The organism is Pseudaquabacterium terrae (assembly GCF_013266755.1).
Classification (GTDB): domain Bacteria; phylum Pseudomonadota; class Gammaproteobacteria; order Burkholderiales; family Burkholderiaceae_C; genus Pseudaquabacterium; species Pseudaquabacterium terrae.
Genome location: NZ_JABRWJ010000009.1, coordinates 168,996 through 192,176, shown reverse-complemented (window position 1 = coordinate 192,176; position 23,181 = coordinate 168,996). Strand labels below are relative to the sequence as shown.

At 68.1% G+C, this 23,181-nt stretch carries 19 protein-coding genes; 15 read left to right on the top strand and 4 right to left on the bottom strand.

What is annotated here, in order from left to right; genetic code table 11:
• Positions 1–21: 21 nt before the first annotated feature.
• From HLB44_RS27585 to HLB44_RS27525, 13 genes are all read left to right on the top strand, one after another.
• Positions 22–993 (top strand): ornithine cyclodeaminase family protein, encoded by a 972-nt coding sequence (locus HLB44_RS27585; RefSeq protein ID WP_173130575.1) that lies wholly within the window; start codon positions 22–24, stop codon positions 991–993.
• Positions 994–1,016: 23 nt separating this feature from the next.
• Complete coding sequence (locus HLB44_RS27580) at positions 1,017–2,486, top strand: aldehyde dehydrogenase family protein (protein WP_173131128.1); 1,470 nt, start codon at positions 1,017–1,019, stop codon at positions 2,484–2,486.
• 20 nt (positions 2,487–2,506) lie between these two features.
• The gene (locus HLB44_RS27575; protein WP_173130571.1) at positions 2,507–3,832 is read left to right on the top strand and encodes an NAD(P)/FAD-dependent oxidoreductase; all 1,326 of its coding nucleotides are present in this window, start codon (positions 2,507–2,509) and stop codon (positions 3,830–3,832) included.
• A 30-nt stretch (positions 3,833–3,862) separates the two neighbouring features.
• Positions 3,863–5,530, top strand: a complete 1,668-nt coding sequence (locus HLB44_RS27570) for an ABC transporter ATP-binding protein (protein WP_343051590.1) — start codon at positions 3,863–3,865, stop codon at positions 5,528–5,530.
• A 72-nt stretch (positions 5,531–5,602) separates the two neighbouring features.
• Positions 5,603–7,273, top strand: coding sequence for a peptide ABC transporter substrate-binding protein (locus tag HLB44_RS27565; protein ID WP_173130567.1), 1,671 nt, complete (start codon positions 5,603–5,605; stop codon positions 7,271–7,273).
• A gap of 42 nt (positions 7,274–7,315) precedes the next feature.
• The gene (locus tag HLB44_RS27560) at positions 7,316–8,266 is read left to right on the top strand and encodes an ABC transporter permease (RefSeq protein ID WP_173130564.1); all 951 of its coding nucleotides are present in this window, start codon (positions 7,316–7,318) and stop codon (positions 8,264–8,266) included.
• A gap of 42 nt (positions 8,267–8,308) precedes the next feature.
• Positions 8,309–9,190, top strand: a complete 882-nt coding sequence (locus HLB44_RS27555) for an ABC transporter permease (RefSeq protein WP_173130561.1) — start codon at positions 8,309–8,311, stop codon at positions 9,188–9,190.
• 192 nt (positions 9,191–9,382) lie between these two features.
• Positions 9,383–10,852 carry an aldehyde dehydrogenase family protein gene (locus HLB44_RS27550; RefSeq protein ID WP_173130558.1) on the top strand — a complete coding sequence of 490 codons (1,470 nt, stop codon included), beginning with the start codon at positions 9,383–9,385 and terminating at the stop codon, positions 10,850–10,852.
• A gap of 108 nt (positions 10,853–10,960) precedes the next feature.
• Positions 10,961–11,686, top strand: coding sequence for a cupin domain-containing protein (locus tag HLB44_RS27545; RefSeq protein WP_173130555.1), 726 nt, complete (start codon positions 10,961–10,963; stop codon positions 11,684–11,686).
• A 5-nt stretch (positions 11,687–11,691) separates the two neighbouring features.
• On the top strand, positions 11,692–12,618 hold the full coding sequence (locus HLB44_RS27540; protein WP_173130552.1) for a 2-hydroxyacid dehydrogenase: 927 nt from the start codon (positions 11,692–11,694) through the stop codon (positions 12,616–12,618).
• Between the two features lie 4 nt (positions 12,619–12,622).
• Positions 12,623–13,801: a M20 aminoacylase family protein gene (locus tag HLB44_RS27535; RefSeq protein WP_173130549.1), complete on the top strand. Its 1,179-nt coding sequence runs from the start codon at positions 12,623–12,625 to the stop codon at positions 13,799–13,801.
• Between the two features lie 8 nt (positions 13,802–13,809).
• The gene (gene thrC, locus HLB44_RS27530) at positions 13,810–15,204 is read left to right on the top strand and encodes a threonine synthase (RefSeq protein WP_173130546.1); all 1,395 of its coding nucleotides are present in this window, start codon (positions 13,810–13,812) and stop codon (positions 15,202–15,204) included.
• A gap of 37 nt (positions 15,205–15,241) precedes the next feature.
• On the top strand, positions 15,242–16,207 hold the full coding sequence (locus HLB44_RS27525; protein WP_173130543.1) for a homoserine kinase: 966 nt from the start codon (positions 15,242–15,244) through the stop codon (positions 16,205–16,207).
• A 62-nt stretch (positions 16,208–16,269) separates the two neighbouring features.
• Here the strand turns inward: HLB44_RS27525 and HLB44_RS27520 are convergent, their stop codons facing one another.
• Complete coding sequence (locus HLB44_RS27520) at positions 16,270–17,544, bottom strand: NAD(P)/FAD-dependent oxidoreductase (RefSeq protein WP_173130540.1); 1,275 nt, start codon at positions 17,542–17,544, stop codon at positions 16,270–16,272.
• Between the two features lie 3 nt (positions 17,545–17,547).
• Positions 17,548–18,216 carry a haloacid dehalogenase type II gene (locus tag HLB44_RS27515; protein WP_173130537.1) on the bottom strand — a complete coding sequence of 223 codons (669 nt, stop codon included), beginning with the start codon at positions 18,214–18,216 and terminating at the stop codon, positions 17,548–17,550.
• Between the two features lie 390 nt (positions 18,217–18,606).
• On the opposite strand from HLB44_RS27515, the gene HLB44_RS27510 reads away from it, so the two are divergent.
• Positions 18,607–20,361 carry a dihydroxy-acid dehydratase gene (locus HLB44_RS27510; RefSeq protein ID WP_173130534.1) on the top strand — a complete coding sequence of 585 codons (1,755 nt, stop codon included), beginning with the start codon at positions 18,607–18,609 and terminating at the stop codon, positions 20,359–20,361.
• Positions 20,362–20,363: 2 nt separating this feature from the next.
• Positions 20,364–21,290: a 2-hydroxyacid dehydrogenase gene (locus HLB44_RS27505; protein WP_173130531.1), complete on the top strand. Its 927-nt coding sequence runs from the start codon at positions 20,364–20,366 to the stop codon at positions 21,288–21,290.
• A 107-nt stretch (positions 21,291–21,397) separates the two neighbouring features.
• On the opposite strand, the gene HLB44_RS27500 is transcribed toward HLB44_RS27505, so the two are convergent.
• Positions 21,398–22,066 carry a haloacid dehalogenase type II gene (locus HLB44_RS27500; protein WP_173130528.1) on the bottom strand — a complete coding sequence of 223 codons (669 nt, stop codon included), beginning with the start codon at positions 22,064–22,066 and terminating at the stop codon, positions 21,398–21,400.
• A gap of 340 nt (positions 22,067–22,406) precedes the next feature.
• Complete coding sequence (locus HLB44_RS27495; RefSeq protein WP_173130512.1) at positions 22,407–23,174, bottom strand: crotonase/enoyl-CoA hydratase family protein; 768 nt, start codon at positions 23,172–23,174, stop codon at positions 22,407–22,409.
• Positions 23,175–23,181: the final 7 nt, after the last annotated feature.

The window sequence follows — 23,181 nt, the reverse complement described above, 5'->3', positions numbered from 1 at the left end:
TCAACCTGAAGGCCACCACCAATGCGCGCTGACGCGACCCTGCTGCTGCTGGACAAGGACGCGGTGGAGCAACTGCTCACGCCCGACGAGGTCACGCAGGCCGTGCGCGAAGCGTTCGTGCTCCACGGGCGGCGTGAAGGCCGCGTCTTTCCGGTCGTGCGCGAGAAGCTGGCCACCGGCGGCGTCTTCGGCATCAAGTCCGGCGACGTGCCCGCGCAAGGCCTGCTGGGCTTCAAGGCCGCGGGCTTCTGGCCGGCCAACCGCGAGATCGGCGGTGAGCCGCACCAGGCCACCATCCTGCTGTTCGACCCGGCGACCGGGCGGCCGCAGTGCGTGATCGACGGCAATGCCATCACCACGGTGCGCACCGGCGCCGCCGGCGGCCTGGGGCTGCAGTTGCTCGCCCGGCAGGACAGCACGCGCCTCACGGTTTTCGGCACCGGCGTGCAAGCGCGCTCGCAGTTGCGCTTTGCCTTGCGCACGCTGCCCAGGCTGGCCTGCGTGGAATACGTGTCGGTGGACCGCCGTGCGGACGAGGGTTTCGAATCCCTGTTCGCGGACCAATGCGACATCCGATGCGCACGTGATGCGGACGAGGCCGTGTCCCGCAGCGACGTCGTCATCACCGCCACCCCGGGCGCCGGTCCGCTGTTCGACGCCGGCGCGCTGCGGCCCGGGACGCACCTGAACTGCGTGGGCGCCGACACCGCCGGCAAACGCGAGTTGCCCGACGGCGTGCTGCAGCGGGCGCGGCTGGTGGTGGACGACCGCGAGCAGGCGCTGCAGCTGGGCGAACTTCAATGGGCGCGTGAGACGCCCTGCGTCGAGCTGGGAACGCTGCTGCTGGGCGAGCGGCCGTTCGAGCGCGCGGCCGGCGAGATCACGGTGTTCGACATGACCGGGCTGGCCCTGCAGGACCTGACCGTGGCCCGGTTCATCCACGAGCGGGCCTGTGCCGAGGCTGTGGGCACGCGGATCGGCTGGGCCTGGTGAGCGTGAACGAAGAACCGATTGCCATGACTTCATCCATCGTCGCGCACGTCTCCAACAGCGGGCACCTGGATCGCCTCTTCATCGATGGCGAATGGGTGCTGCCCCAAGGCCAGGGCCGCGCCAGTGTCATCGATCCGTCCACCGAAGAGCCGGTCGCGCAAATCGCGCTGGGCAGCGCAAGGGACGTCGAGAGGGCCGTGGCAGCGGCCCGGCGCGCATTCGTGACGTGGTCGGTGAGTTCCCCGCGGAGCAGGGCAGAGCTGCTCACGCGTGTGCATGCGTTGATCCTCGAACGCACGGAACTCTTCGCCCAGGCCATCTCGCTGGAGATGGGCGCCGCCATCGCGACGGCGCGTGCCGCGCAGGTGCCCATCGCGGCCGAGCACATCCGCGTGGCGCGCGACATCGTGGCCAGCTATCCCTTCGTCACCGAGCGCGACGGCATGGCCATCGTGCGCGAGCCGATCGGCGTGTGCGGGCTGATCACGCCCTGGAACTGGCCGCTCTACCAGATCACCGCCAAGGTCGGCCCCGCGCTGGCCGCGGGCTGCACGGTGGTGCTGAAGCCCAGCGAGCTGTCGCCGCTGAGCGCATTGCTCTTCGCGCAGGTGATGCATGACGCCGGAATCCCCGCCGGCGTCTTCAATCTCGTCAATGGCGAGGGGGCGGAAGTGGGTGCCGCACTGTCCAGCCACCCCGACGTGGACATGATCTCGATCACCGGCTCCACCCGCGCCGGTGTGCTGGTGGCCCAGGCCGCGGCGCCCACGGTCAAGCGCGTGGCGCAGGAGCTCGGCGGCAAGTCGCCCAACCTGATCCTGGCCGATGCCGACTTCGCACGTGCCATCCCGGCCGCGGTGGCCGCGGGCATGCGCAACGTCGGCCAGTCCTGCAGCGCGCCCACCCGCATGCTGGTGCCGCGCGAGCGCCTGGCGGAGGTCGAGCGCCTGGCATGCGAGGCGGTGTCCGCGATGGTCGTCGGCGATCCGCGTTCGCCGCAGACCACGCACGGCCCGGTGGCCAACCGCGCGCAGTTCAACCGCGTGCAGGACATGATCGGCGTCGGCATGGCCGAGGGCGCGAAGCTGCTGTGCGGTGGCCTGGGCCGGCCACCCGGCCTGGCGCGCGGTTTCTATGCGCGGCCCACCATCTTTTCGGAAGTGCATCCGCAGATGCGCATCGCGCAGGAGGAGATCTTCGGCCCGGTGCTCGTCCTCATCGCCTACGACAGCGTGGACCAGGCCGTCGAGATCGCCAACGGCACCGTCTACGGCCTGGGGGCCCATGTCCAGGGACAGGACCTGGCGGCAGCACGTGCCGTGGCCCTGCGCATCCGTTCGGGCCAAGTGCACGTCAACAACCCGGCCTGGAGTCCGCACGCGCCTTTTGGAGGTTACAAGCGCTCCGGTAACGGACGCGAGTACGGCCTGGAGGGCTTCCAGGAGTACCTGGAAACCAAGGCCATCCTGGGTTGGCAGAGCGCCCGGGCCTGAATTCCTTGCGAGAACGATTCATGAACCAACCCCTGCGCACCATCGAGACCGCGGCCAGCCCACCGGCGCGATCCGACGTCGTCGTCATCGGCGGCGGCATCATCGGCGTGTTCACGGCCTATTTCCTGGCTCGGCGCGGCCTGTCGGTGACGGTCGTCGAGAAGGGCCGCATCGCCGCCGAGCAGTCCAGCCGCAACTGGGGCTGGTGCCGCCAGCAGAACCGCGACGGCCGGGAACTGACGATGGCCACCAAGGCGCTCGCACTGTGGGAGCAGTTCGCCGCGGACACCGGCGAGGACACCGGCTTCAACCGCTGCGGCCTGCTGTACCTCACCGACGACGAAGCCCAGATCGCGCAATGGGAGAAGTGGCGCGACTTCGCGAAGACCGTCGGCGTCACGTCGCATGTGCTGAGCAGCCGCGAAGCGGGCGAGCGAGGCAGGGCGACGGGCCGCGCGTGGAAGGGCGGCGTGTTCTCGCCCACCGACGGGACGGCCGATCCCTCCAAGGCCGTGCCGGCCGTCGCCAGTGCGCTGATGAAGCTGGGTGGCACGGTGCTGCAGAACTGCGCGGCACGCGGCCTCGAACTCGAAGGGGGCCGCGTGAGCGGTGTCGTGACCGAAGCGGGCACGATCAAGACGCGCACCGCCGTGCTGGCGGGTGGCGCCTGGGCCTCGTCGTTCTGCCGGCAGCTCGGCATCAGCTTCCCGCTGGCCACCTTGCGGCAGTCCATCATGCGCGTGGCATCGGCGGCGGACAACCTGCCCGCGGCCTTGGCCACGTCCCGGGTCGCCGTGAGCCGGCGCAGCGACGGCAGCTACACCCTGGCCATCAGCGGACGCGGGCGGGTCGATCCGACGCCGCAGCTGGTGCGCTATGCCACCAAGTTCGTGCCGATGTTCGCCAAGCGCTGGCGCAACGTGTCACCGGGCGGGCTGCAGGGACTGCGCAGCGGGCACGAATCGCTGAAGAAGTGGCGCCTCGACGAGCAGACGCCGATGGAGCGCATGCGCATCCTCGATCCGCAGCCCGATGCAGCGACGATCCGCAAGACCCACGAGCGGGCGATCCAGCTGCTGCCCGTGCTGCGCGACACACGCGTCCTCAACGCCTGGGCGGGCTATGTCGACTGCACCTACGACGGCGTGCCGGCGATCGGCGAAGTGCCGGAGGTGCCGGGCTTCATCCTGGCCGCCGGTTTCTCCGGCCACGGCTTCGGCATCGGTCCCGGCGCGGGGCACCTGGTGGCCGACCTGGTGACGGGTGCGAATCCCATCGTCGATCCCAAGCCCTTCAACCCCGGCCGCTTCAACGAGTCGGCCTGGGGCAAGGTGGCGGAGTTCTAAGCTTCAGTTCGACCTGAAAGGAAAAGGATCGTGACGGTTGTGAACATCGAAGCGGCAGTCGCCCACCGGGCGGCGCTCAGCGTGCGCGGATTGACTGTGAGCCTGCCCAAGGGCATGGAGCGGGCCCATGCCGTCGAAGACATCTCCTTCGAACTGGCGCGCGGCGAAATCCTTTGCGTCGTGGGCGAATCGGGATCGGGCAAGTCGGTCACGGCCAACGCGATCATGGGGCTGCTGCCCAAGTCGATCCACGTCGCATCGGGTGAGATCCGTCTGGGTGGAGCGAACATCCTGGGCCTGCCGCCAGGGCAGCTGCGCGACCTGCGCGGCCGGGTCGTCTCGATGATCTTCCAGGACCCGCTCTCGGCGCTGAACCCGCTGATGACCGTGGGCGCGCAGATCGAAGAAGCGATGGCAGCCCATGGTGTCGGCACCCGGGCCTCGCGCCGCGAACGGGCGCTGGCACTGCTGGCCGAGGTCGGCCTGCCCGATCCCTGGCTGATGATCCACCAGTACCCGTTCCGGCTCTCCGGCGGCCAGCGGCAGCGGGTGATGATCGCGATGGCCCTCGCGCTGGAGCCCTCGATCCTCATTGCCGACGAGCCGACCACGGCGCTGGACGTGACGACCCAGGCGCAGATCCTGAAGCTCATCCGCGACATCCAGCGCCGCAAGGGGATGAGCGTCATGTTCATCACCCATGATTTCGGTGTCGTCGCCGAGATCGCCGACAGCGTCGTGGTCATGGAGAAGGGCCGCGTCGTCGAGCAGGGCAGCCCCGCGAAGGTCCTGAAGACGCCCACGCACCCCTACACCCGGCGCCTGATCGCGGCCGTTCCCCGCCTCCGCAGCGAAGACCGTGCCAACGCCGCGCGCGACAGTGCCGCGCCGCTGCTGAAGGTCGAGAACCTGGTCAAGACCTACCGCAGCGGCAGCGCGCTGCTGCGCTCCCTGCGCGTGGTCCCGGCGGTGCAGGGCATCTCGTTCCAGCTCGCGCCTGGCCGCACACTTGGTGTGGTAGGCGAGAGCGGCTCGGGCAAGTCCTCGCTGGGGCGGCTGCTGATCAGGCTGATGGACGCCGATGGCGGCCGCATCCTGTTCGAGGGGACGGACATCGCGCCGCTCGGCGAACGCAGTTTCCGCAGCCTGCGGCCGAAGGTCCAGATGATCTTCCAGGACCCTTTCGCCTCGCTCAACCCGCGCATGACGATCGGCACGATCATGACCGTCGGCCCCATCGCCCACGGCATGGCGCCGTCGCAGGCCCGCGACGAGGCGCATGCGCTGCTCGCGATGGTGGGCCTCGATGCCGGCGCCTACGGTCGCTACCCGCACGAGTTTTCCGGCGGCCAGCGCCAGCGCGTGGGCATCGCCCGGGCGCTGATGTTCAAGCCGAAGCTGCTGGTGGCCGACGAGCCGGTCTCGGCGCTGGACGTGTCGATCCAGGCGCAGATCCTGGAACTGCTGGACCGCATCCAGCGCGAGACCGGCGTGGCGATGGTCTTCATCACGCACGACCTGCGCGTGGCCAGCCAGATCTGCGACGAGATCGCCGTGATGCACAAGGGCCGGATCGTCGAACAGGGCCCGCCTTCACAGATCTTCTTCAACCCCCGTGCGGATTACACGCGCGAGCTGGTCGCCGCCATCCCGGGCGAGCAGGCCGAAGCTCGACCGGCTGTGGCGGTCCAGAGCTGACGGCCACACCCGAAGCCCGAAGCCCGACATCCGAAACCCGACACCCCAAGCCCAACACGCCAGGAGACAGCCATGACCACGGACCAGAAGACCTTCATCGAGGACCACTCGCGCCGCGACGCGCTGCGCCTGATGGCCGCCAGCGCCGCCACCGGCGTCTTCGCGGCCAACCTCCTGGGCCAGCCCGCCCACGCCCAGACCCGGCCTGCAGCGCCCAAGGGTCGGGTGGTGGTCGGCGTGACGCAGGAACCGACCGTCTTCAACCCGCTGATGCCGCACCTGGAGGTGGACGACAGCGTGGCCTTCTCGGTCTTCGACGCCTTGTTCCGGATCGACCCGAAGGGCGTGATCGTGCCGAACCTGGCCGCCGAGGTGCCGAGCCAGACCAACGGCGGGATCTCGGCGGACGGGCTCAAGTGGCGTGTGCGCCTGCGCAACGACGTGCGCTGGCACGACGGCACCGCCTTCACCGCGGAGGACGTGAAGTTCACCCTGGAACTGATCGTCAACCCCAAGTTCCGCGCCTGGCGCACCACCGGCCATTCGCTGTTGCGCGACATCACCGTGGTCTCGCCGACCGAGATCACCTGGCGCATGGAGCAGCCCTTTGCGCCTTATCTGTCGTACCTGACCGAGACCTTCATGGTGCCCAAGCACCTCCTGGGTGCCGCGGCGAACCCCAACGAGGCCCCTTTCAACCTGGCCCCGGTCGGAACCGGAGCGTTCAAGTGGGGCAAGCGGGTGGCCGGCGATCACGTCGAACTGCTCGCCAACCCCGGCTACCACGGCGAGGGGCCCTACATCGAGCGACTGGTCTTCAAGTACATCCCCGACGCCACGGTGATGTACACGCAGTTCCGCAGCGGCGACATCGACGTGGCCGGCCGCGCCTTCATCACGCCGGACCACCACAAGGAGGCGACCAACCTGCCCGACCGCACCGTCACGCTGGTGCCTTCGGGCTCGGTCGAGTCGATCTACCTCAACCTCGAGAAGCCCCAGTTCCGAGACCGGGCGGTGCGCGAGGCGCTGTACATGGCGATCGACCGCCTGGCGATCCTCAAGGAGCTGTACCACGGCGTGAACCGGCCGACCGAGACCTTCATGCCGCCGCAGTCCTTCTATTACAAGCCAGACCTGCCGAAGCAGGAGTTCAGCCTGGAGCGTGCTGCCAAGCTGCTGGACCAGGCGGGATGGAAGCGCGGGCCTGACGGCATCCGCGTCAAGGACGGCGTGCGCCTGTCGTTCAACAACTCGACGACTTCGGGCAACAGCCTGCGCGAGCAGGCCCAGCAGTTCATCCAGCAGACCTTCGCGCAGATCGGTGTCGAGATGAAGATCCTCAACCATCCGGCAGCGGTGATGTTCGGCGACTTCTGGGCCAAGTCGCAGTACGACACCGCGATGGTGGGGATCACCTACCTCATCGCGTCCGATCCCGACGTGACGCTGCGCTTCCACACCCGCGCCATCGTTGCCAAGGGCGGCCGGGGCTCGAATAACGCCCAGTACTCGAATCCGGAAGTCGACGAACTGCTGGACAAGGGGTCACGCACCTTCGACCCCCAGGCGCGGCGCGAGATCTACCACCGGGTGCAGGAGATCATCCGCCGCGACCTCCCGTTCCTGCCGCTGTTCACCCCCAACATCGTGTATGGCCGCAAGGCGCGGATCCAGGGTTTCGTGCCCAACACGAACACCCGCAGCGAAGCCTGGAACGCCGCCGGCTGGAAGTGGGCCTGACGTCGACCGCTTGATGAGTCCGGAGTTCAGAAGGAGCGAGTCATGGTCGAGTTTCTGCTCAAGCGTTTCATGCAGAGCATCGTGTTGCTGGTGATCGTGTCGGTCATCGGCTTCGTCGTGCTCAACCTCATTCCCGGTGGGCCGATGGCGCAGTACGCGCTCGACGCCGGCATGACACAGGACGACAAGAACCGGATCGCCGCCCAGCTCGGGCTCGACCGGCCGCTGTGGGTGCAGTACCTGGACTGGGCCTGGCGGCTGCTGCAGGGCGACTGGGGAACCTCGTTCCGCGACAGCAATCCGGTCACGTCGGTCATTGCCCGCCATGTGCCCGCCACGCTGCTGCTGATGGGGACGGCCACCGTCATTGCCGTGTCCATCGGCACGGTGATCGGCATTCGCGGCGCCACCCACCGCCACTCGGCCTTCGACTACATGGCCACCGTCGGCGCCATGGTGGCCCTGTCGATCCCCACCTTCTGGTTCGGGCTCGTCGGCATCTACGTCTTCTCGCTGAAGCTGGGCTGGGTGCCCGCGGGCAACATGTACACCATCGGCGACGAATCGGTGCTGAACCACCTGCACCACCTGATCATGCCCTCGGTGGTCCTGGCGCTCGTGCACATCGCCATCTGGAGCCGGTTCATGCGAACCGCGACGCTCGACGCGATGGGCCAGGAATTCGTGAAGACCGCCCGCGCCAAGGGCGTGAGCGAGCGCCGGGTCATCATGAAGCACGTCGTCGGCAATGCGCTGCTGCCGATGATCACGCTGGCCGGGGTGCAACTGCCCTCGCTGCTGACGGGCGCCCTGGTCACGGAAACCGTGTTCACGTGGCCTGGCATGGGACGGCTGTTCCTCGACAGTCTCAGCAACAGCGACTATCCCGTCGTCATGGGCCTGCTGATGTTCTCGGCCATCCTGACCATCGTCGGCAGCCTGGTCGCCGACATCGTGGTCGCGATGGTCGATCCACGGATTCGCCTGGCTTAAGCAGCCTGTCAAGCCGCTGACATTGCAAATTAGGAGAGTGTGATGACGACGCTGACTGCGACCTGGGCGGCCGAACCCGCGTGGTGGAGGAGCCGCGTGGTGCGCCGCTTCCTCGGCCACCGCCTGGCGGTGGCGGGGCTGGTGATGATCACCCTGCTGTCGCTCGCCTGCGCCTTCGGGCCCCATCTGCTGCCCTACGACTCACTGCAGATCGACCTGCGTTCGCGCTTCGCTCCCCCCTTGACGGGAGACCACCACCTGGGCACCGACCCCCTGGGCCGCGACCTGGCGGCACGCCTCCTGATGGCGGGGCGCATCTCGCTGCTCGTGGGCTTCTTCTCGATGCTGCTGGCCACGCTCGCGGGCACGTTGGTGGGCGTCGTCGCCGGCTACATGGGCGGCTGGATCAACTCGGTATTGATGAGAACCGTTGACGGCTTCCTGTCGTTCCCGACGCTCTTCCTGCTGCTGGCGCTGGCGGTCGCACTGAAGCCGAGCCCGACCATGATCACCGTCATCATCGCGCTCACGAGCTGGATGACCGTCGCCCGCATCGTCGCCACCGAAGTGGCGTCGCTCAAGGAGCGCGAGTTCGTGCTCGCCGGGCGCATGCTGGGCCTCAGCCGCGCGCACATCATGTTCCGCGAGATCCTGCCCAACATCATGGGCCCGATCATCGTGGCCGCGACGCTGACGGTCGCCCGCGCCATCCTGCTCGAGGCCTACATCAGCTTCCTGGGCTTCGGCATCCAGCCACCGCTGCCCAGCTGGGGCAACATGCTGAACGGGGCGCAGCAGTACCTCGACCGCGCGCCCTGGCTGGCGATCATTCCCGGCCTGGCCATCGCGATGGCGGTGACCAGCTTCAACTTCATCGGCGACGGCTTGCGCGACGCGCTCGACGTCCGCGGCGAGCACAAATGACCCGCGGCTGCGCCTGACCCGGGGCGGCGGCCGGATCGCACGCGGCGCGGCACAGGCGCACGCGCGGTCCCCCGCACGTTCGTCCGCGCGCCCCCGCGCGAGAGAAACCTTCAATGCATGGCCCGCGTCCCGGGGCGACCCGCCCTAGGGACCTCGGCCGCGCCATGGCCGATCACATGAAAGGATATTCAAGTGCCGCTTTCGATCCAGCACGACGCCCTGCTGCCCGGCCGCAACTACATCGGCCGTTGGTGTGATGCCGAAGAAGGGCGCCGCTTCGACGTCACCGACCCGGCCACCGACCGCGTGTTCGCCAGCGTTCCCGACAGCGGCGCCGCCGAAGCCCGTGCGGCGCTCGAAGCCGCACACGCAGCCTTCCCCGCCTGGCGTGCGGTCCCGGCGAAGCAGCGTGCGCAAATGCTCAAGCGCTGGAACGACCTCATCGTCGCCCACACGGAGGATCTCGGCCGCCTGATCTCGCGCGAGCAGGGCAAGCCGCTGGCCGAAGGGCGCGGCGAGGTCGCGTATGCGGCGAGTTATGTGGAGTGGTTCGCCGAGGAGGCGACGCGCGCCAACGGCGACGTGATCCCGGCCCCGGTGCCGGGGCGGCGCATGTTCGCGCTGAAGGAGCCGGTGGGCGTGGTCGCGGCGATCACGCCGTGGAACTTTCCCGCCGCGATGATCGCGCGCAAGATCGCGCCCGCGCTGGCCGCCGGCTGCACCGTGGTCGCCAAGCCGGCGGAGGACACGCCGCTCACGTCCCTGGCGCTGGTCAAGCTCGCCGAGGAGGCCGGCCTGCCCGCCGGCGTGCTCAACATCGTGACCGCATCGCGTGAACGGGCCGCCGAGGTCGTCGACGTCTGGCTCGACGACGCGCGCGTGCGCAAGATCAGCTTCACCGGATCGACCCCGGTGGGCAAGCACCTCGCACGGCGCAGCGCCGACACGCTGAAGAAGCTGTCGCTCGAACTCGGCGGCAACGCGCCTTTCATCGTCTTCGACGACGCCGACCTCGATGCCGCGGCCGACGGGCTGATGACTGCCAAGTTCCGCAACGGCGGCCAGACCTGCGTGAGCCCGAACCGCGTGTTCGTCCAGGACGCCGTGCACGACCGCTTCGTCGAGAAGCTCGCTGCGCGCATCGCGGCGCTGAAGGTGGGGCCGGCCAGCGACGACGGCTCGCAGATCGGGCCGATGATCAACGCGAAGGCTGTCGAGAAGATCGAGCGGCACATCTTGGACGCTGTCGAGGGCGGCGCCCGGCTCGTCGTCGGTGGCCACCGCCTCGCTGCGCTCGGCCGCAACTTCTTCGAACCCACGCTGCTGGTGGACGTGCACGCCACGATGGCCTGTTCCTGCGAGGAAACCTTCGGGCCGGTCGTTCCGGTGACGCGCTTCCAGACCGAAGACGAGGTGATCGCGGCCGCGAACGGCACGCCCTTCGGTCTCGCGTCGTACTTCTACTCGAACGACGTGAAGCGCATCGGGCGCGTGGCCGACGCGCTGGACAGCGGACTGGTCGGTGTCAACGAAGGCGCGCTGGCCGCCGAGGCCGCGCCCTTCGGCGGCGTGAAGGAATCGGGCTACGGCCGCGAGGGCTCGGTTCACGGGCTCGACGACTACATGAGCCTGAAGTACGTCTGCCAGGGCCAGTTGCGTTGAGCGCGACGGCCCGCAGTCTCATCGAGGACGTGACGGCGACAGTCATGCCCGGCCCCGGGGATGGTGCGCCGTCTCCATGAACATCGACCACAGCCAAGGACCACCACCATGACCACAGCTCTCCTGCTTCACCGCGCCGATGGCGCCCCGCTGTCCACTGCATTTCGCCAGGCCGCCTTCGGCAAGGTGGATCCGTTCGCGCGCGAGCGCGAGATCGCCTGGGAAGGGCCGGGCGCGATGAGCGCCGGCCGCATCGGCTTCGTCGGCGAGGTCGACGTCGCGCACTATCCTCATACCGAGGCGATCGTCGTCGTGGAAGGTGAACTTGGCCTCGTCGCCAACGGCGCCGCACCGCGGGTGCTGCGAAAGGGCGAAGGTGCCGTCATCGCGCGCGGCACGGCGCTGCGCATCCAGGCGGCGTCGCGCGCAAAGCTCGTCTTCTGCGCGGCCGCCGCCGAACTGCCCAGCCAGCCCGGCATCACGCCGCTGCGCGCCGACGCCGACTTCAAGCCGTCCCGGTCGCTGCCGCCCGAGGTGCTGCTGGGCCCCGCCCCGCAGTGCCGCAGCGACAACGTGTTCAAGGACGAGTTGTCGGGATTCCAGGCCGGCACGTGGGACTCGACGCCGTACCACCGCATCGTGCGGGCGCACCGCCAGAACGAGTTCATGGTCCTGGTTGACGGCGGCGTGCGCTTCGCCAGTCCCGACGGCAGCGTGCTCGCGGCCCACGCCGGTGATGCGATCTTCGTGCCGCAAGGCGTGTCCGTGGGCTGGGAGAGCAGCGAGCGTGTGGCCAAGTTCTTCGTCGTCCAGGAAGTGGCGCTGAGCGCGTGAGCGGCATGGCCTTCGTCTACAAGGCGGACCCTGTGCGCGGGGCGGAGTGGGCACGCCTGTTCGCCGCGAAGGCGCCGGACATCCCGTTCCACATCTGGCCCGACACCGGCGATGCGCGGCACGTGCGCTACCTGGCCGCGTGGCTGCCGCCCGCGGACATCGAGCAGCGGTTCCCGAAGCTGGAGGTGCTGTTCTCGACCGGTGCCGGCGTCGACCAGATCGACCTGGCGGCGCTGCCACCGGACCTGCCCGTGGTGCGCCTGGCGGAGCCCGGCGTCGTTGCGGGCATGGTGGAGTACGTGACCATGGCCGTGCTGACGCTGCACCGCCAGTTGCCGACCTACATCCGCCAGCAGCGCGAAGCCTGCTGGGCCGCGCACCGCGTCTGCCCCGCGGCCAAGCGCCGTGTCAGCGTGCTCGGCCTGGGGGTGCTTGGCTGTGCGGTACTGCAGCAGCTGCGCACCTTCGGCTTCCAGCTGGCGGGCTGGAGCCGCACGCGGCGCCAGTTGGATGGCGTGACCTGCTACGCCGGCGCCGATGAGCTGCCCGCGATGCTGTCAGCCACCGACATCCTCGTGTGCCTGTTGCCACTAACGCAAGAAACACGCGGCATCCTCGGCACCCCCTTGTTCCAGCAGCTGGCACGCGGTGCCTCGCTGGTGCATGCCGGCCGCGGGGCGCAGCTCGATCACCATGCGCTGCTGGATGCGCTGGAGAGCGGCTGGTTGTCGGAGGCGGTCCTCGATGTCACCGACCCCGAACCGCTGCCGGCCAACCACCCGCTCTGGTCCCATCCCAAGGTGCTGCTCACGCCCCACATCGCGAGCATGACCCAACCGGAGACGGCGGTGGAGCTGGTGCTCGACAACATCCGCCGCCACCAGGCCGGCGCGCCATTGGTTGGGCTGGTCGATCGAACGCGGGGCTACTGATCCCATGAACGAGACCATCGACGATCTCCTTCCCGGGCTGATCGCGTTGCGGCGCGACCTGCACGCACACCCGGAGCTGGCCTATGAAGAGCGGCGCACCTCCGGCATCGTGGCCGCTGCGCTGCGCGAGGCGGGCCTGGAGGTTCACGAGGGCCTCGCCGGCACGGGCGTGGTGGGCGTGCTGCGCCGCGGCCGTGCGACGCGCATGGTGGGCCTGCGGGCCGACATGGACGCGCTGCCCATGCGCGAGCAGGCCGAGCGCCCGCATGTCAGCCGGCACCCCGGTGTGCACCACGGCTGCGGCCACGACGGCCACACCGCCATGCTGCTGGGCGCGGCGCAGCACTTGGCGCGCGCCGGCGGCTTCGACGGCAGCATCGCGTTCATCTTCCAACCCGCCGAAGAAGGCCGGGGCGGCGCTCGCGAGATGGTGAAGCAGCGCCTGTTCGACCGTTTTCCGTGCGACGCCGTGTATGCGCTGCACAACTGGCCCGATTTGCCCGCGGGCACGGTGGCGACGCGGCCCGGCCCCCTCATGGCCGCGGCCGATCGCTTCGACATCGTCGTGCGCGGCCGGGGTGGCCATGCGGCGCAGCCGGACCGCACGCCCGACGTGGTGCTGGCGGCCAGCGAGCTCGTCGCGCAGCTGCACACCATCGTGTCGCGCCGAATTCCGCCCATGCAGAGCGCCGTGCTTTCGGTCACGCGCATCAGCGGTGGCCAGTCGCACAACGTGCTGCCGGCGGCGGTGGAGCTCACCGGCACGGTGCGCAGCTTCGACACCGCGGTGCAGGACACGATCGAGCAAGCGATGCGCGACATCGCGGCCGGCGTTGCGCGCGCCAGTGGCGCCGCCATCGAGGTCGAGTACACGCGCTACTACCCGGCCACGATCAATCACGCCGAGCACGCGCAACTCGCGCTGGACGCGGCGCGCAATGCCGGCCTGGAAGCGCAGCTCGCTGCGTCGCCCGCCTTCACCTCGGAAGACTTCGCCTTCATGCTGCAGCAGCGGCCAGGGGCCTACCTGTGGCTCGGCCAGCGCAGTGATGCCCATGCGGCGTCGCTTCACCACCCTTCTTACGACTTCAACGACGACGTGCTGGCGTTCGGCGTGCGCTGGTTCGTGGCCATGGCCGGGCTGGCACTGCACGATTCGAGCGACACGCCCCGCCAGCCATGAGGCCTCCCATGCTTTACCTGTCTACCCGGGGCGATCCCGCCCGCAAGCGTTTCTGCGAAATCCTGTTGGAAGGGCTCGCACCGGACGGGGGGCTTTACCTGCCCGAGCGGTACCCGCAGGTGGATGCCGCGACGCTCGCCAGATGGCGCCAGCTCGCCTACCCCGAGCTGGCGTTCGAGGTGCTGTCGCTGTACGTCGACGACATTCCACCGGCCGACCTGAAGGCGATCTGCGCGAAGACCTACACGCCGGAGGTGTTCGGCACGAAGGAGATCGTGCCGCTGAAGAAGCTCGAAGACGGCGTCTGTCTCGAAGCGCTTTCTAACGGTCCCACGCTCGCCTTCAAGGACATGGCGATGCAGCTGCTGGGCCACCTGTTCGAGTACGAACTGGCGCGCCGCGGCGAGACGCTGAACATCCTGGGCGCCACCTCGGGCGACACCGGCAGCGCCGCTGAACATGCGATGCGCGGCAAGCAGGGCGTGCGCGTGTTCATGACCTCGCCGAACGGCCGCATGAGTCCGTTCCAGCAGGCGCAGATGTTCAGCCTGCAGGACGAGAACATCCACAACCTCGCGATCGAAGGTGTGTTCGACGATTGCCAGGACATCGTGAAGGCGGTCTCCAACGACCTGGACTTCAAACGCAGGCACCGGATCGGCACCGTCAATTCGATCAACTGGGCGCGCCTGGTCGCTCAAGTGGTCTATTACTTCGCCGGCTATTTCCAGGCCACGCGCAGCAATGTCGAGCGGGTCAGCTTCGCAGTGCCGTCGGGCAACTTCGGCAACATCTGCGCCGGCCACGTGGCGCGCATGATGGGCCTGCCCATCGACCGGCTCGTGCTCGCCACCAACGAGAACGACGTGCTCGACGAGTTCTTTCGCACCGGCGTCTATCGCGCTCGGTCCGGCCTGGACACCTTCGAGACCTCCAGTCCGTCGATGGACATCAGCAAGGCGAGCAACTTCGAGCGCTTCGTGTTCGACCTCGTCGGGCGCGACGCGGCCACGGTGAGGCGGCTGTTCGCCGATGAACTGCCTGGGAAGGGGCGGTTCGCGCTGGCGCTGGATCCGCGCTTCGGCTTCGTCTCGGGAAAGAGCACGCACGCCGATCGCATCGCGACGATTCGCGATACGCACCAGTGCTTCGGCGTGGTGATCGACCCGCACACCGCGGACGGCCTGAAGGTCGCGCGCGAGCACCTGCAGGCGGGCGTGCCGATGGTGGTGCTGGAAACGGCGCTGCCAATCAAGTTCGCGGCGACGATCGCCGAGGCCATCGGGCGCGAGCCTGCCCGGCCTGAGCATGTGCAAGGGATCGAATCGCTGCCAAGGCGAGTGGAAGTCCTGCCGGCCGACGTGAACGCCGTCAAGTCCTATATCGAAGCGCAATTGGCCTGATCGGCCCAGCACTGGTTCACTTCCCGATTCCATCCCGATGGCTGTCTTCACCGAGGTCTCGTTCGACGAGGCCGCCGCCTTCCTGCGCACGCTCGACATGGGCCAGCTGCGGTCCATCCAGGCGTGCACCGGCGGCATCGAGAACACCAACTACTTCGTCGACACGGAGACCGGCGCCTACGTGCTCACGCTGTTCGAGCGCCTGGCGACGGACGAACTGCCTTTCTACCTGCACCTGATGCAGCACCTGGCCGGCCGCGGCATCCCGGTGCCTGACCCGATGCCGGATCGCGCAGGCCGCCTCCTGCACCAGCTGAAGGGCAAGCCCGCCGTGGTGGTCGACAGGCTGCGCGGCAGGAACGAGCTGCAGCCGTCCATCGCGCACTGCCGTGCCGTGGGCGCCATGCTCGCGCGCCTGCACCTGGCCGGGCGGGACTACGACCGGCAGCAAGCGAACCTGCGCGGATTGCCGTGGTGGGAGGAAACGGTTCCGATGGTGTGGCCGTACCTTCGCGAAGACCAGCGAGCGCTGCTGTCGAGCGAGATGGATCTCCAGCGGCGCATTGCCGAATCGCCGGAATACGCAAGCTTGGCGCGCGGACCGATCCACGGCGACCTGTTCCGCGACAACGTGCTGTTCGATGGTGAACGCCTCACCGGCATCCTCGACTTCTATTTCGCCGGTTGCGACACCTGGCTGTACGACATCGGCGTGAGCCTGAACGACTGGTGCGTCGACCAGGACGGTGGAAGACCCGACCACGTGCGCGAGGCCGCGTTCATTGAAGCCTATGAATCCGTGCGGCCACTGCCGTCGCAGGAGCGTGGCCTGTTGCCGGCCCTGCAGCGCGCGGCTGCCTTGCGCTTCTGGCTGTCGCGGCTGCGCGACTTGCACCTGCCGCGCCAAGCGGCTGTGCTGAAGGCGCATGATCCCGGCCATTTCGAGCGCATCCTTCGCCACCGTGCTGGTGCAGTCGGGATCCTGCGCGACATCCTTCGATAGGACGCCAGCGCCGGGCGAAGCCCGGCGACGTCGCTCGTGAAGCCGGCCGAGGGAAAGCGGCGTCAGGACACCCTGTCCTTGAAGCGGTAGTAGGCCCCGACCATCGGCAGGAACCAGGGCGGGCCGAAGTGGCCCGGGATCGCGGGCCAATCGAAGTCCTTCCAGGGATTGCGGTCCGGGCCACCGTCGATGATGTCCGCCATCACGGTGCCCATGTACGTGGACATCTGCGTTCCATGCCCGCTGTAGCCCATCGAGTAGTAGACCCCGTCACGCTCGCCGGCTCGTGGCAAGCGGTCGCGCGTCATGTCGACCAGGCCACCCCAGCAATAGTCGATGCGCACTTGCGAGAGATACGGAAAGGTGGCGACCAGGTCGCGGCGCAGGATTTCGCCGCTTTTCCTGTCCGATTCCGGGCCGGGGGCGGCGAACCGCGCGCGGCCGCCGAAGAGAAGCCGGTTGTCCGGCGTGACGCGAAAGAAGTTGACGAGATTGCGGGTGTTCGTCGCATTCCGGCGTCGCGGCAGGATCCGATCGAGCAGATCCTGCGGCAGCTGTTCCGTGACGATGATGTAGGCACCCACCGGAACGATGCGCCGCCGGAACCAGGCGAGGGGGCCCACCGCCGATGTGCCGGTGGCGAGCAGAACCTGGCGTGCCAGCACGCGCCCGCCTGGCGTTTCCACGGCGTGACCCTCGGGCGTGCGGCGCAGTGCGGTCAAGGGCGTGTTCTCGTGAATGCGCACCCCCTGGCGTGCGGCCGCGCTCGCCAGCCCGTGAACGAACTTGCCCATGTGCATGCCCGCGCTCTTGCCGAACACCAGGCCGCCGTAATAGGCGTCCGATCCCAATTCCTCGGACAGCGCGGCTTTCGACACCATGTGGGTGTCCGGATCGACCTCGCGCGCGAGCAGTTCCTGCGAACGCGCCAGTTTGTCGTAGTGCGCCGGCTTGGCCGCGAGCTTGAGCTTGCCGGTCCGGCGGAAATCGCAATCGATTCCCTCCTCGGCGACGATCCGCTCGACGGTGTCCACGCCGGCGTCGAAGCTGCGGTACAGCCGGTTCGCCCGTTCCGTGCCCAGCCGCGCGCACATGCTGGCGTAGTCCTGGGCGAAGCCGTTGTTCACATGCCCGCCGTTGCGGCCCGAGGCGGCGCCGCCGACACGCTCGGCTTCCAGCAGCACCACTTGCGCGCCCTTCTTGGACAAGGCGAGAGCGGCGGAAAGGCCGGTGAACCCACCGCCCACGACGACGACGTCCGCACGACCACCCGGAGGACCTTGCACCGCGGCGTCGAAGCGCGGTGCGGTCTCATGCCAGTACGACGCGAGTTTCATGGCCTACAGACCGACCAGAGCGGGCAAGCCATTGATGTCACGGATCTCCGCGAAGCTGTAGGCGTCGTTGGGCCGGGGTTCGTGTCCGCGGTTGACGAAGACCTTGTTGACGATGCCCAGGTTCTGGGCCGGGAAGATGTCGTAACGCGGGTTGGCCGACACGTGCAGGACGTCCTCGGGAGCGCAGGCGAGCTGGTCCAGCATGTACTCGAACGCGGCCAGGCGCGGCTTGTAGGCGCCGGCATCCTGCGCGGTGTAGATCTTCTCGAACGGCGCCTGCAGCTTGCTGACGTTGGATTCGATGTGCTCGTTCATCGCGTTCGACAGGATCACCAGCGGGATCTTCTTGGCCACACGCGTGAGCGCGTGCGGCACGTCGGCGTGCGGGCCCCAGGTGGGGATGGCGTCGTAGACCCGTTGCGCGTGCTCGTCCTGGAAGGTGAGGCCGTGGCGCTTGCAGGCGCGCTGGAGGGACGAATGGATCACCTGCTTGTAGGGCTTCCAGTCGCCCATCACCTCGTCGAAGCGGTAGTCGGAGAAGTCCTTGATGAAGAGGCGCATCTGCTCGGGCGGCAGCTGGCCCTCGTAGATGTCGTACGCCACCTGGTGCATCGGAAAGTAGGTCAGCGTGCCGTAGCAGTCGAAAGTGATGTATTTGGGTCGAAAGATCATGGTGTCTGTTTCCAGTGGGCGGTGGTGGGAGAGTCCGGTGGACGGCCCGTCGTTGAACAGCAGCCGATCTCCGATGAGAAATGGTATGCAGCCGCAGCCGCACATGCTGCCGTTATGCGTGAACCGGAAAGCAGGAAACCACTGAAGTGGATGGGGATGCTTCCTGCATCTGCGGTTCTCCCGGCCCGCCCGGGTCGGCCTGTCGCGGGTCGATCGTGCGCGCATCTGGATCCGGGATTGCAGTGAATGCTCCCGCATGGACGGGCATGCAGTGCACTCTGCCAATTGCCTCGCCAAGGCCAGACGTTCGTGTGGATCCCACGCTCATAAACGGCACTTCAACGTCGCATTCGCCCATTAGGATTTCCTCATTCTGTGGAGCTTGAACTCATGAACGACAACGAGACCCCGCACAAGCGCCCGTTGCGAAGCGCGCGCTGGTTCCGCAAGGACGACCTGCCCGGCTTCGTGCACCGCTCTACGTTGGCGGCTGCCGGATGGAGCCGTGAGGACCTGATGACGCGGCCCGTCGTCGGCATCCTGAATACCTGGTCCGACATGAACCCCTGCAACCTCAATCTGCGCGCACTGGCGGAAGACGTGCGCACCGGCATCCTGGAGGCAGGCGGCATTCCATTCGAAATTCCGCTGATGTCGCTGAGCGAGAACATCATCAAGCCGACCTCGTTTCCGTTCCGCAACCTGCTGGCGATGGAGGTGGAGGAGACACTGCGCGCCCATCCCTTCGATGCCGTGGTGCTGCTCGGTGGCTGCGACAAGACCCAGCCGGCGCTGCTGATGGGCGCGGCCAGCGCCAGGATCCCGTTTCTCTTCCTGGCCAGCGGCCCGGCGACCCCACGGTCGGCGACGGGTGGGCAGCTGGCGAACGCCACCGGCGTCTGGCGCCTGGTCGACCAGCTGCGCGCCGGCCAGACGCAATGCGATTTCGCGGCCTTCGAGAGCAGCGTGATGGGCACCGTGGGCCACTGCGCCGAGATGGGCACCGCATCGTCGATGTCGGCCCTCTGCGAGGCGCTGGGCGTCGCCCTGCCCGGCAGCAGCATGGTGCCGGCGACCGACCGCCGCCGCAACCAGCTGGCCCGCGAGGCCGGCCGCCGCAGCGTCGAGCTCGCAGCCGTTGGCGGCCCGCGTCCCGAGGACATCCTCGACGTGCGCGCCTTCGACAACGCCATCACCCTGCTGTGCGCGGTGGGCGGCTCCACCAACTGCATCATCCATCTGCTGGCACTGGCCGGCCGCGTCGGCGTGCCCTTGACCCTCGAGCGCTTCGACGAGATCGGACGCAAGGTTCCCTTGATCGCCAACGTGCAGCCTGCCGGCGAACACCTGACCGAGCGGCTGATGACCGCCGGCGGCGTTCCCGCGTTGCTCAAGGTCCTCGGGCCCTTGCTGCACCTGGACGCGCGCACGGTCGACGGACGCACCATCGGCGAGATCATCGACAGCGCCGAGGTGCTGGACCCGGAGGTCATCCGGCCGCTGGACAAGCCTGTAAAGCCCGGCGAAACGCTGGTGGTGGTGAAAGGCAATCTCGCGCCCGACGGCGCCGTGATGAAGGCCTGCGCGGCCGACCCCAAGCTGTTCCGCCACCGCGGCCGCGCGGTGGTGTTCGAGAACGTGCAGACCATCGCCGACCGCATCGACGACCCGGCCCTGGGGATCGACGAGAACAGCGTGCTGATCCTGCGCAATGCCGGCCCGGTGGGCGCGGCGATGCCCGAGTGGGGCATGCTGCCACTGCCGCGCCAGCTGCTGGAGCGTGGTGTGCGGGACATGCTGCGTATTTCAGACGCCAGGATGAGCGGAACGGCCTACGGTGCCGCCGTGCTGCATGTCTCACCCGAAGCCGCGGTCGGCGGCCCGCTGGCGCTGGTGCGCGACGGCGACGTCATCGAGCTGGATGTCGCTGAGCGCCGGCTGCAGTTGTGCGTGGACCCCGAGGAACTGGAACGACGGCGACAGGCCTGGCAGCCGCCGGTGCGCGTGCATGCGCGCGGTTACCGAAGGCTCTATGACCAACACGTGGAGCAGGCGCATCGCGGTTGCGATTTCGACTTCCTGCGCGGCGCCGACGCCGACACGCTGCCGGAAGGTCTGTTCGACGGCTGGGTGGGAGGCTGGTAGGCATGAGCATTCTTTATCGATCCGACGCGCCGCGCGCCGCCGCCTGGGCACGTTACTTCGCGGAACACGCCCCCGACCTCGATTTCCGCGTCTGGCCCGAAGCCGGCAAGCTCGAGGAGATCGAATACCTGATCGCCTGGCAGCCCCCGCGGGAGTTCCTCGCCGCCTTGCCCCGGCTCAAGGTGCTGTTCTCGTCCGGTGCCGGGGTCGACCATGTCGATTTCTCGGCCGTGCCGGCCCACATTCCCATCGCGCGCATGGTGGAGCCCGGCATCATCAACGGCATGGTCGAGTACGTGAGCCTCGCCGTGCTGGCCCTGCACCGTGACTTCTTCGACTACGTGGCTGCCAAGGCATCGCGCAGCTGGAACGCGCTGGAGGTGCCGCCCGCGGCCAGCCGCACCATCGGTGTCATGGGCATGGGCGTGCTCGGTCGCGCGGTGCTCGAGCGTCTGAGCGCCTATGGGTTCCGGCTGCGTGGCTGGAACCGCAGCCTGCGCCCTGTGCAGGGCGTAGAGAGTTTCGCTGGCGCCGAGCAGCTGCAGCCCTTCCTCGCCGGCTGCGACGTCCTGGTCTGCCTGCTGCCGCTCACACCGGCCACCCAAGGCATCCTGAACCGCGAGCTCTTTGGCATGCTGCCCGCCAATGCAGCGCTGATCAACGTGGGTCGCGGGCCGCACCTGGTGGATGCCGATCTGATCGAGGCTCTGGATTCGGGCCGGTTGTCGCGCGCGATTCTCGACGTGACCGATCCCGAGCCACTGTCGCCCGAACATCCTTTCTGGACGCATCCGCGGGTGTTTCTCACGCCGCACGTGGCGAGCATGACCCAGCCCGACTCTGCCGCGCCCATCCTGCTGGAAAACCTGAGGCGGCACCAGCGCGGCGAGCCGCTGCTGAACGTCATCGACCGGTCCAGGGGGTACTGAGAAGGAGGGCGCGGGCCGATGCGGCACGCGCCCGCGGCTCGCATGCAGCCGCTTTAGGGCTCGATCCGTTCGTGGAGACTTGGGTGCGCGCGATGCGCACCGCCCACTTACAGCCCGACCAGTGCGGGCAGGCCGCTGATGTCGCGGATCTCTGCGAAGCTGTAGGCCTCGTTGGCCCTCGGTTCATGGCCGCGGTTGACGAAGACCTTGTTCTTGATGCCCAGGTCGTCGGCGGGCATCAGGTCATAGCGGGGGCTCGATGACACGTGCAGGATGTCCAGCGGCGAGCAGCCGAGCTGGTCCAGCATGTACTCGAACGCAGCGAGCCGGGGCTTGTAGGCGCCAGCGTCTTGTGCGGTATAGACCTTGTGGAACGGCGCTTCGAGCTTGCGTACGTTCGAGTGGATCTGTTCGTTCATGGCGTTGGAGAGGATCACCAATGGAATCTCCTTGCCCACGCGGGTCAGCGCCTGCGGCACGTCGGCGTGCGGGCCCCAGGTGGGCACGGCGTCGTAGAACCTGCGCCCGTCTTCCTCGCGGAAGGCGACGCCGTGGCGTTTGCAGGTCCGGGCGATCGCCGACTTCAGCACCTGGTCGTAGGGCTTCCAGTCGCCCATGACCTCGTCGAGCCGGTACGCCGCAAAGTCCTTGAGGAACAGGGGCAGCCGCTCGGCCGGCAGCTGGCTGGCGTAGATCTGGGTGGCCACCTCGTGCATGCGGAAATTGGTGAGCGTGCCGTAGCAGTCGAAGGTGATGTATTTGGGTCGGAATATCACGGTGTGTCTCGCTGGCAGGTTGAAGGGAAAGTACCTCTGGCGGTCCCGATGCTGCACTCGACCCGAGCTCCGGGTGGGTGGTGCAGTTCGTATCGGCAATGCTAGGCAGCGGCTGCAGAAGTTGGTGCGGTTCGGTGCTGCCGGCACGAGGCAATGCTTGGAATTTGGGCCGGCAACGAAGCCTTGTGCTGTGGCGTGCGGCGCGGCGAGGATGCCGATCCTCAAGGCCGGGCTGATCGCCTTGGCGACGGTGCCCAGCAGCTCGTGTGCGGCGCCGGTTCCTTGCGTGACGACGATCTGCTCTGCGTCGTGGCCGTGCCGCGGTGCCTTCGCTGCAGGCTCAGCGGCCCTTCCAGACCGGCGGGCGCTTCTCCGCGAACGCGCGCAGGCCTTCGCGGAGGTCGTCTGAACCGAGCACCATCGCAGCGATCCGCGCCTGCCGGTCCCAGGCCTGCTCGTCGGACCAGCGCTGGCTCATCGACGCCCATGCGATCTGCTTGGACGCGCGCACGGCAAGCGGTGCGTTGCGCGCGATCAGCTTCGCGAACCGCAATGCTTCGGTCATTGCCTGGCCTGGTTCGACCACGCTGTTGACGACCCCCAACCGGTGCATGAACTCCGCCGATTTCGGCTCCGCGGTCAGGATCAGTTCCATCGCCATCGGGTAAGGCAGGCGCTGCGGGAGACGAAAACACCCTCCGCCCAGGGCAACGAGGCTGTGACGAACCTCCGTCAAGCCGAAGACCGCGTCCCGCGACGCGACGACAAGATCGCAGCACAGCGTCAGCTCCATCCCGCCGGCGAGTGCCTGGCCCTCGACGGCCGCGATCAGCGGCTTCGTCGGCGGCTTGTCGAACACGCCGAAGCCGCCGCGAACGGCAGACACCGCTGCCTCGCCCCGCTCGGCCGCCTTGAGGTCCTGTCCTGCCGAGAATGTGGGCCCTTCGGCCCGCAGGATCGCGACGCGCAGTTCCGGTTGCGCCTCGTAGTCGTCCATCACCGCTTCCATGGTTTCGGCCATGGCGCGATCGAAAGCATTGCGGGCTTCAGGCCGGTTGAGCGTGATCACGAGGACGTGGTCCTGGACCGTGGTTTGGATGTGCGCCATCGAGTTC

What these genes read in the sequence shown, in the direction of transcription:
- HLB44_RS27525 (WP_173130543.1), top strand. Translation starts at nt 15,242, where the DNA reads ATGGCTGTCTTCACCGAGGTCTCGTTCGACGAGGCCGCCGCCTTCCTG.
- HLB44_RS27575 (WP_173130571.1), top strand. Translation starts at nt 2,507, where the DNA reads ATGAACCAACCCCTGCGCACCATCGAGACCGCGGCCAGCCCACCGGCG.
- HLB44_RS27565 (WP_173130567.1), top strand. Translation starts at nt 5,603, where the DNA reads ATGACCACGGACCAGAAGACCTTCATCGAGGACCACTCGCGCCGCGAC.
- HLB44_RS27580 (WP_173131128.1), top strand. Translation starts at nt 1,017, where the DNA reads ATGACTTCATCCATCGTCGCGCACGTCTCCAACAGCGGGCACCTGGAT.
- HLB44_RS27505 (WP_173130531.1), top strand. Translation starts at nt 20,364, where the DNA reads ATGAGCATTCTTTATCGATCCGACGCGCCGCGCGCCGCCGCCTGGGCA.
- HLB44_RS27555 (WP_173130561.1), top strand. Translation starts at nt 8,309, where the DNA reads ATGACGACGCTGACTGCGACCTGGGCGGCCGAACCCGCGTGGTGGAGG.
- HLB44_RS27535 (WP_173130549.1), top strand. Translation starts at nt 12,623, where the DNA reads ATGAACGAGACCATCGACGATCTCCTTCCCGGGCTGATCGCGTTGCGG.
- HLB44_RS27515 (WP_173130537.1), bottom strand. Translation starts at nt 18,216, where the DNA reads ATGATCTTTCGACCCAAATACATCACTTTCGACTGCTACGGCACGCTG.
- HLB44_RS27560 (WP_173130564.1), top strand. Translation starts at nt 7,316, where the DNA reads ATGGTCGAGTTTCTGCTCAAGCGTTTCATGCAGAGCATCGTGTTGCTG.
- HLB44_RS27510 (WP_173130534.1), top strand. Translation starts at nt 18,607, where the DNA reads ATGAACGACAACGAGACCCCGCACAAGCGCCCGTTGCGAAGCGCGCGC.
- HLB44_RS27540 (WP_173130552.1), top strand. Translation starts at nt 11,692, where the DNA reads ATGGCCTTCGTCTACAAGGCGGACCCTGTGCGCGGGGCGGAGTGGGCA.
- thrC (WP_173130546.1), top strand. Translation starts at nt 13,810, where the DNA reads ATGCTTTACCTGTCTACCCGGGGCGATCCCGCCCGCAAGCGTTTCTGC.
- HLB44_RS27585 (WP_173130575.1), top strand. Translation starts at nt 22, where the DNA reads ATGCGCGCTGACGCGACCCTGCTGCTGCTGGACAAGGACGCGGTGGAG.
- HLB44_RS27545 (WP_173130555.1), top strand. Translation starts at nt 10,961, where the DNA reads ATGACCACAGCTCTCCTGCTTCACCGCGCCGATGGCGCCCCGCTGTCC.
- HLB44_RS27495 (WP_173130512.1), bottom strand. Translation starts at nt 23,174, where the DNA reads ATGGCGCACATCCAAACCACGGTCCAGGACCACGTCCTCGTGATCACG.
- HLB44_RS27520 (WP_173130540.1), bottom strand. Translation starts at nt 17,544, where the DNA reads ATGAAACTCGCGTCGTACTGGCATGAGACCGCACCGCGCTTCGACGCC.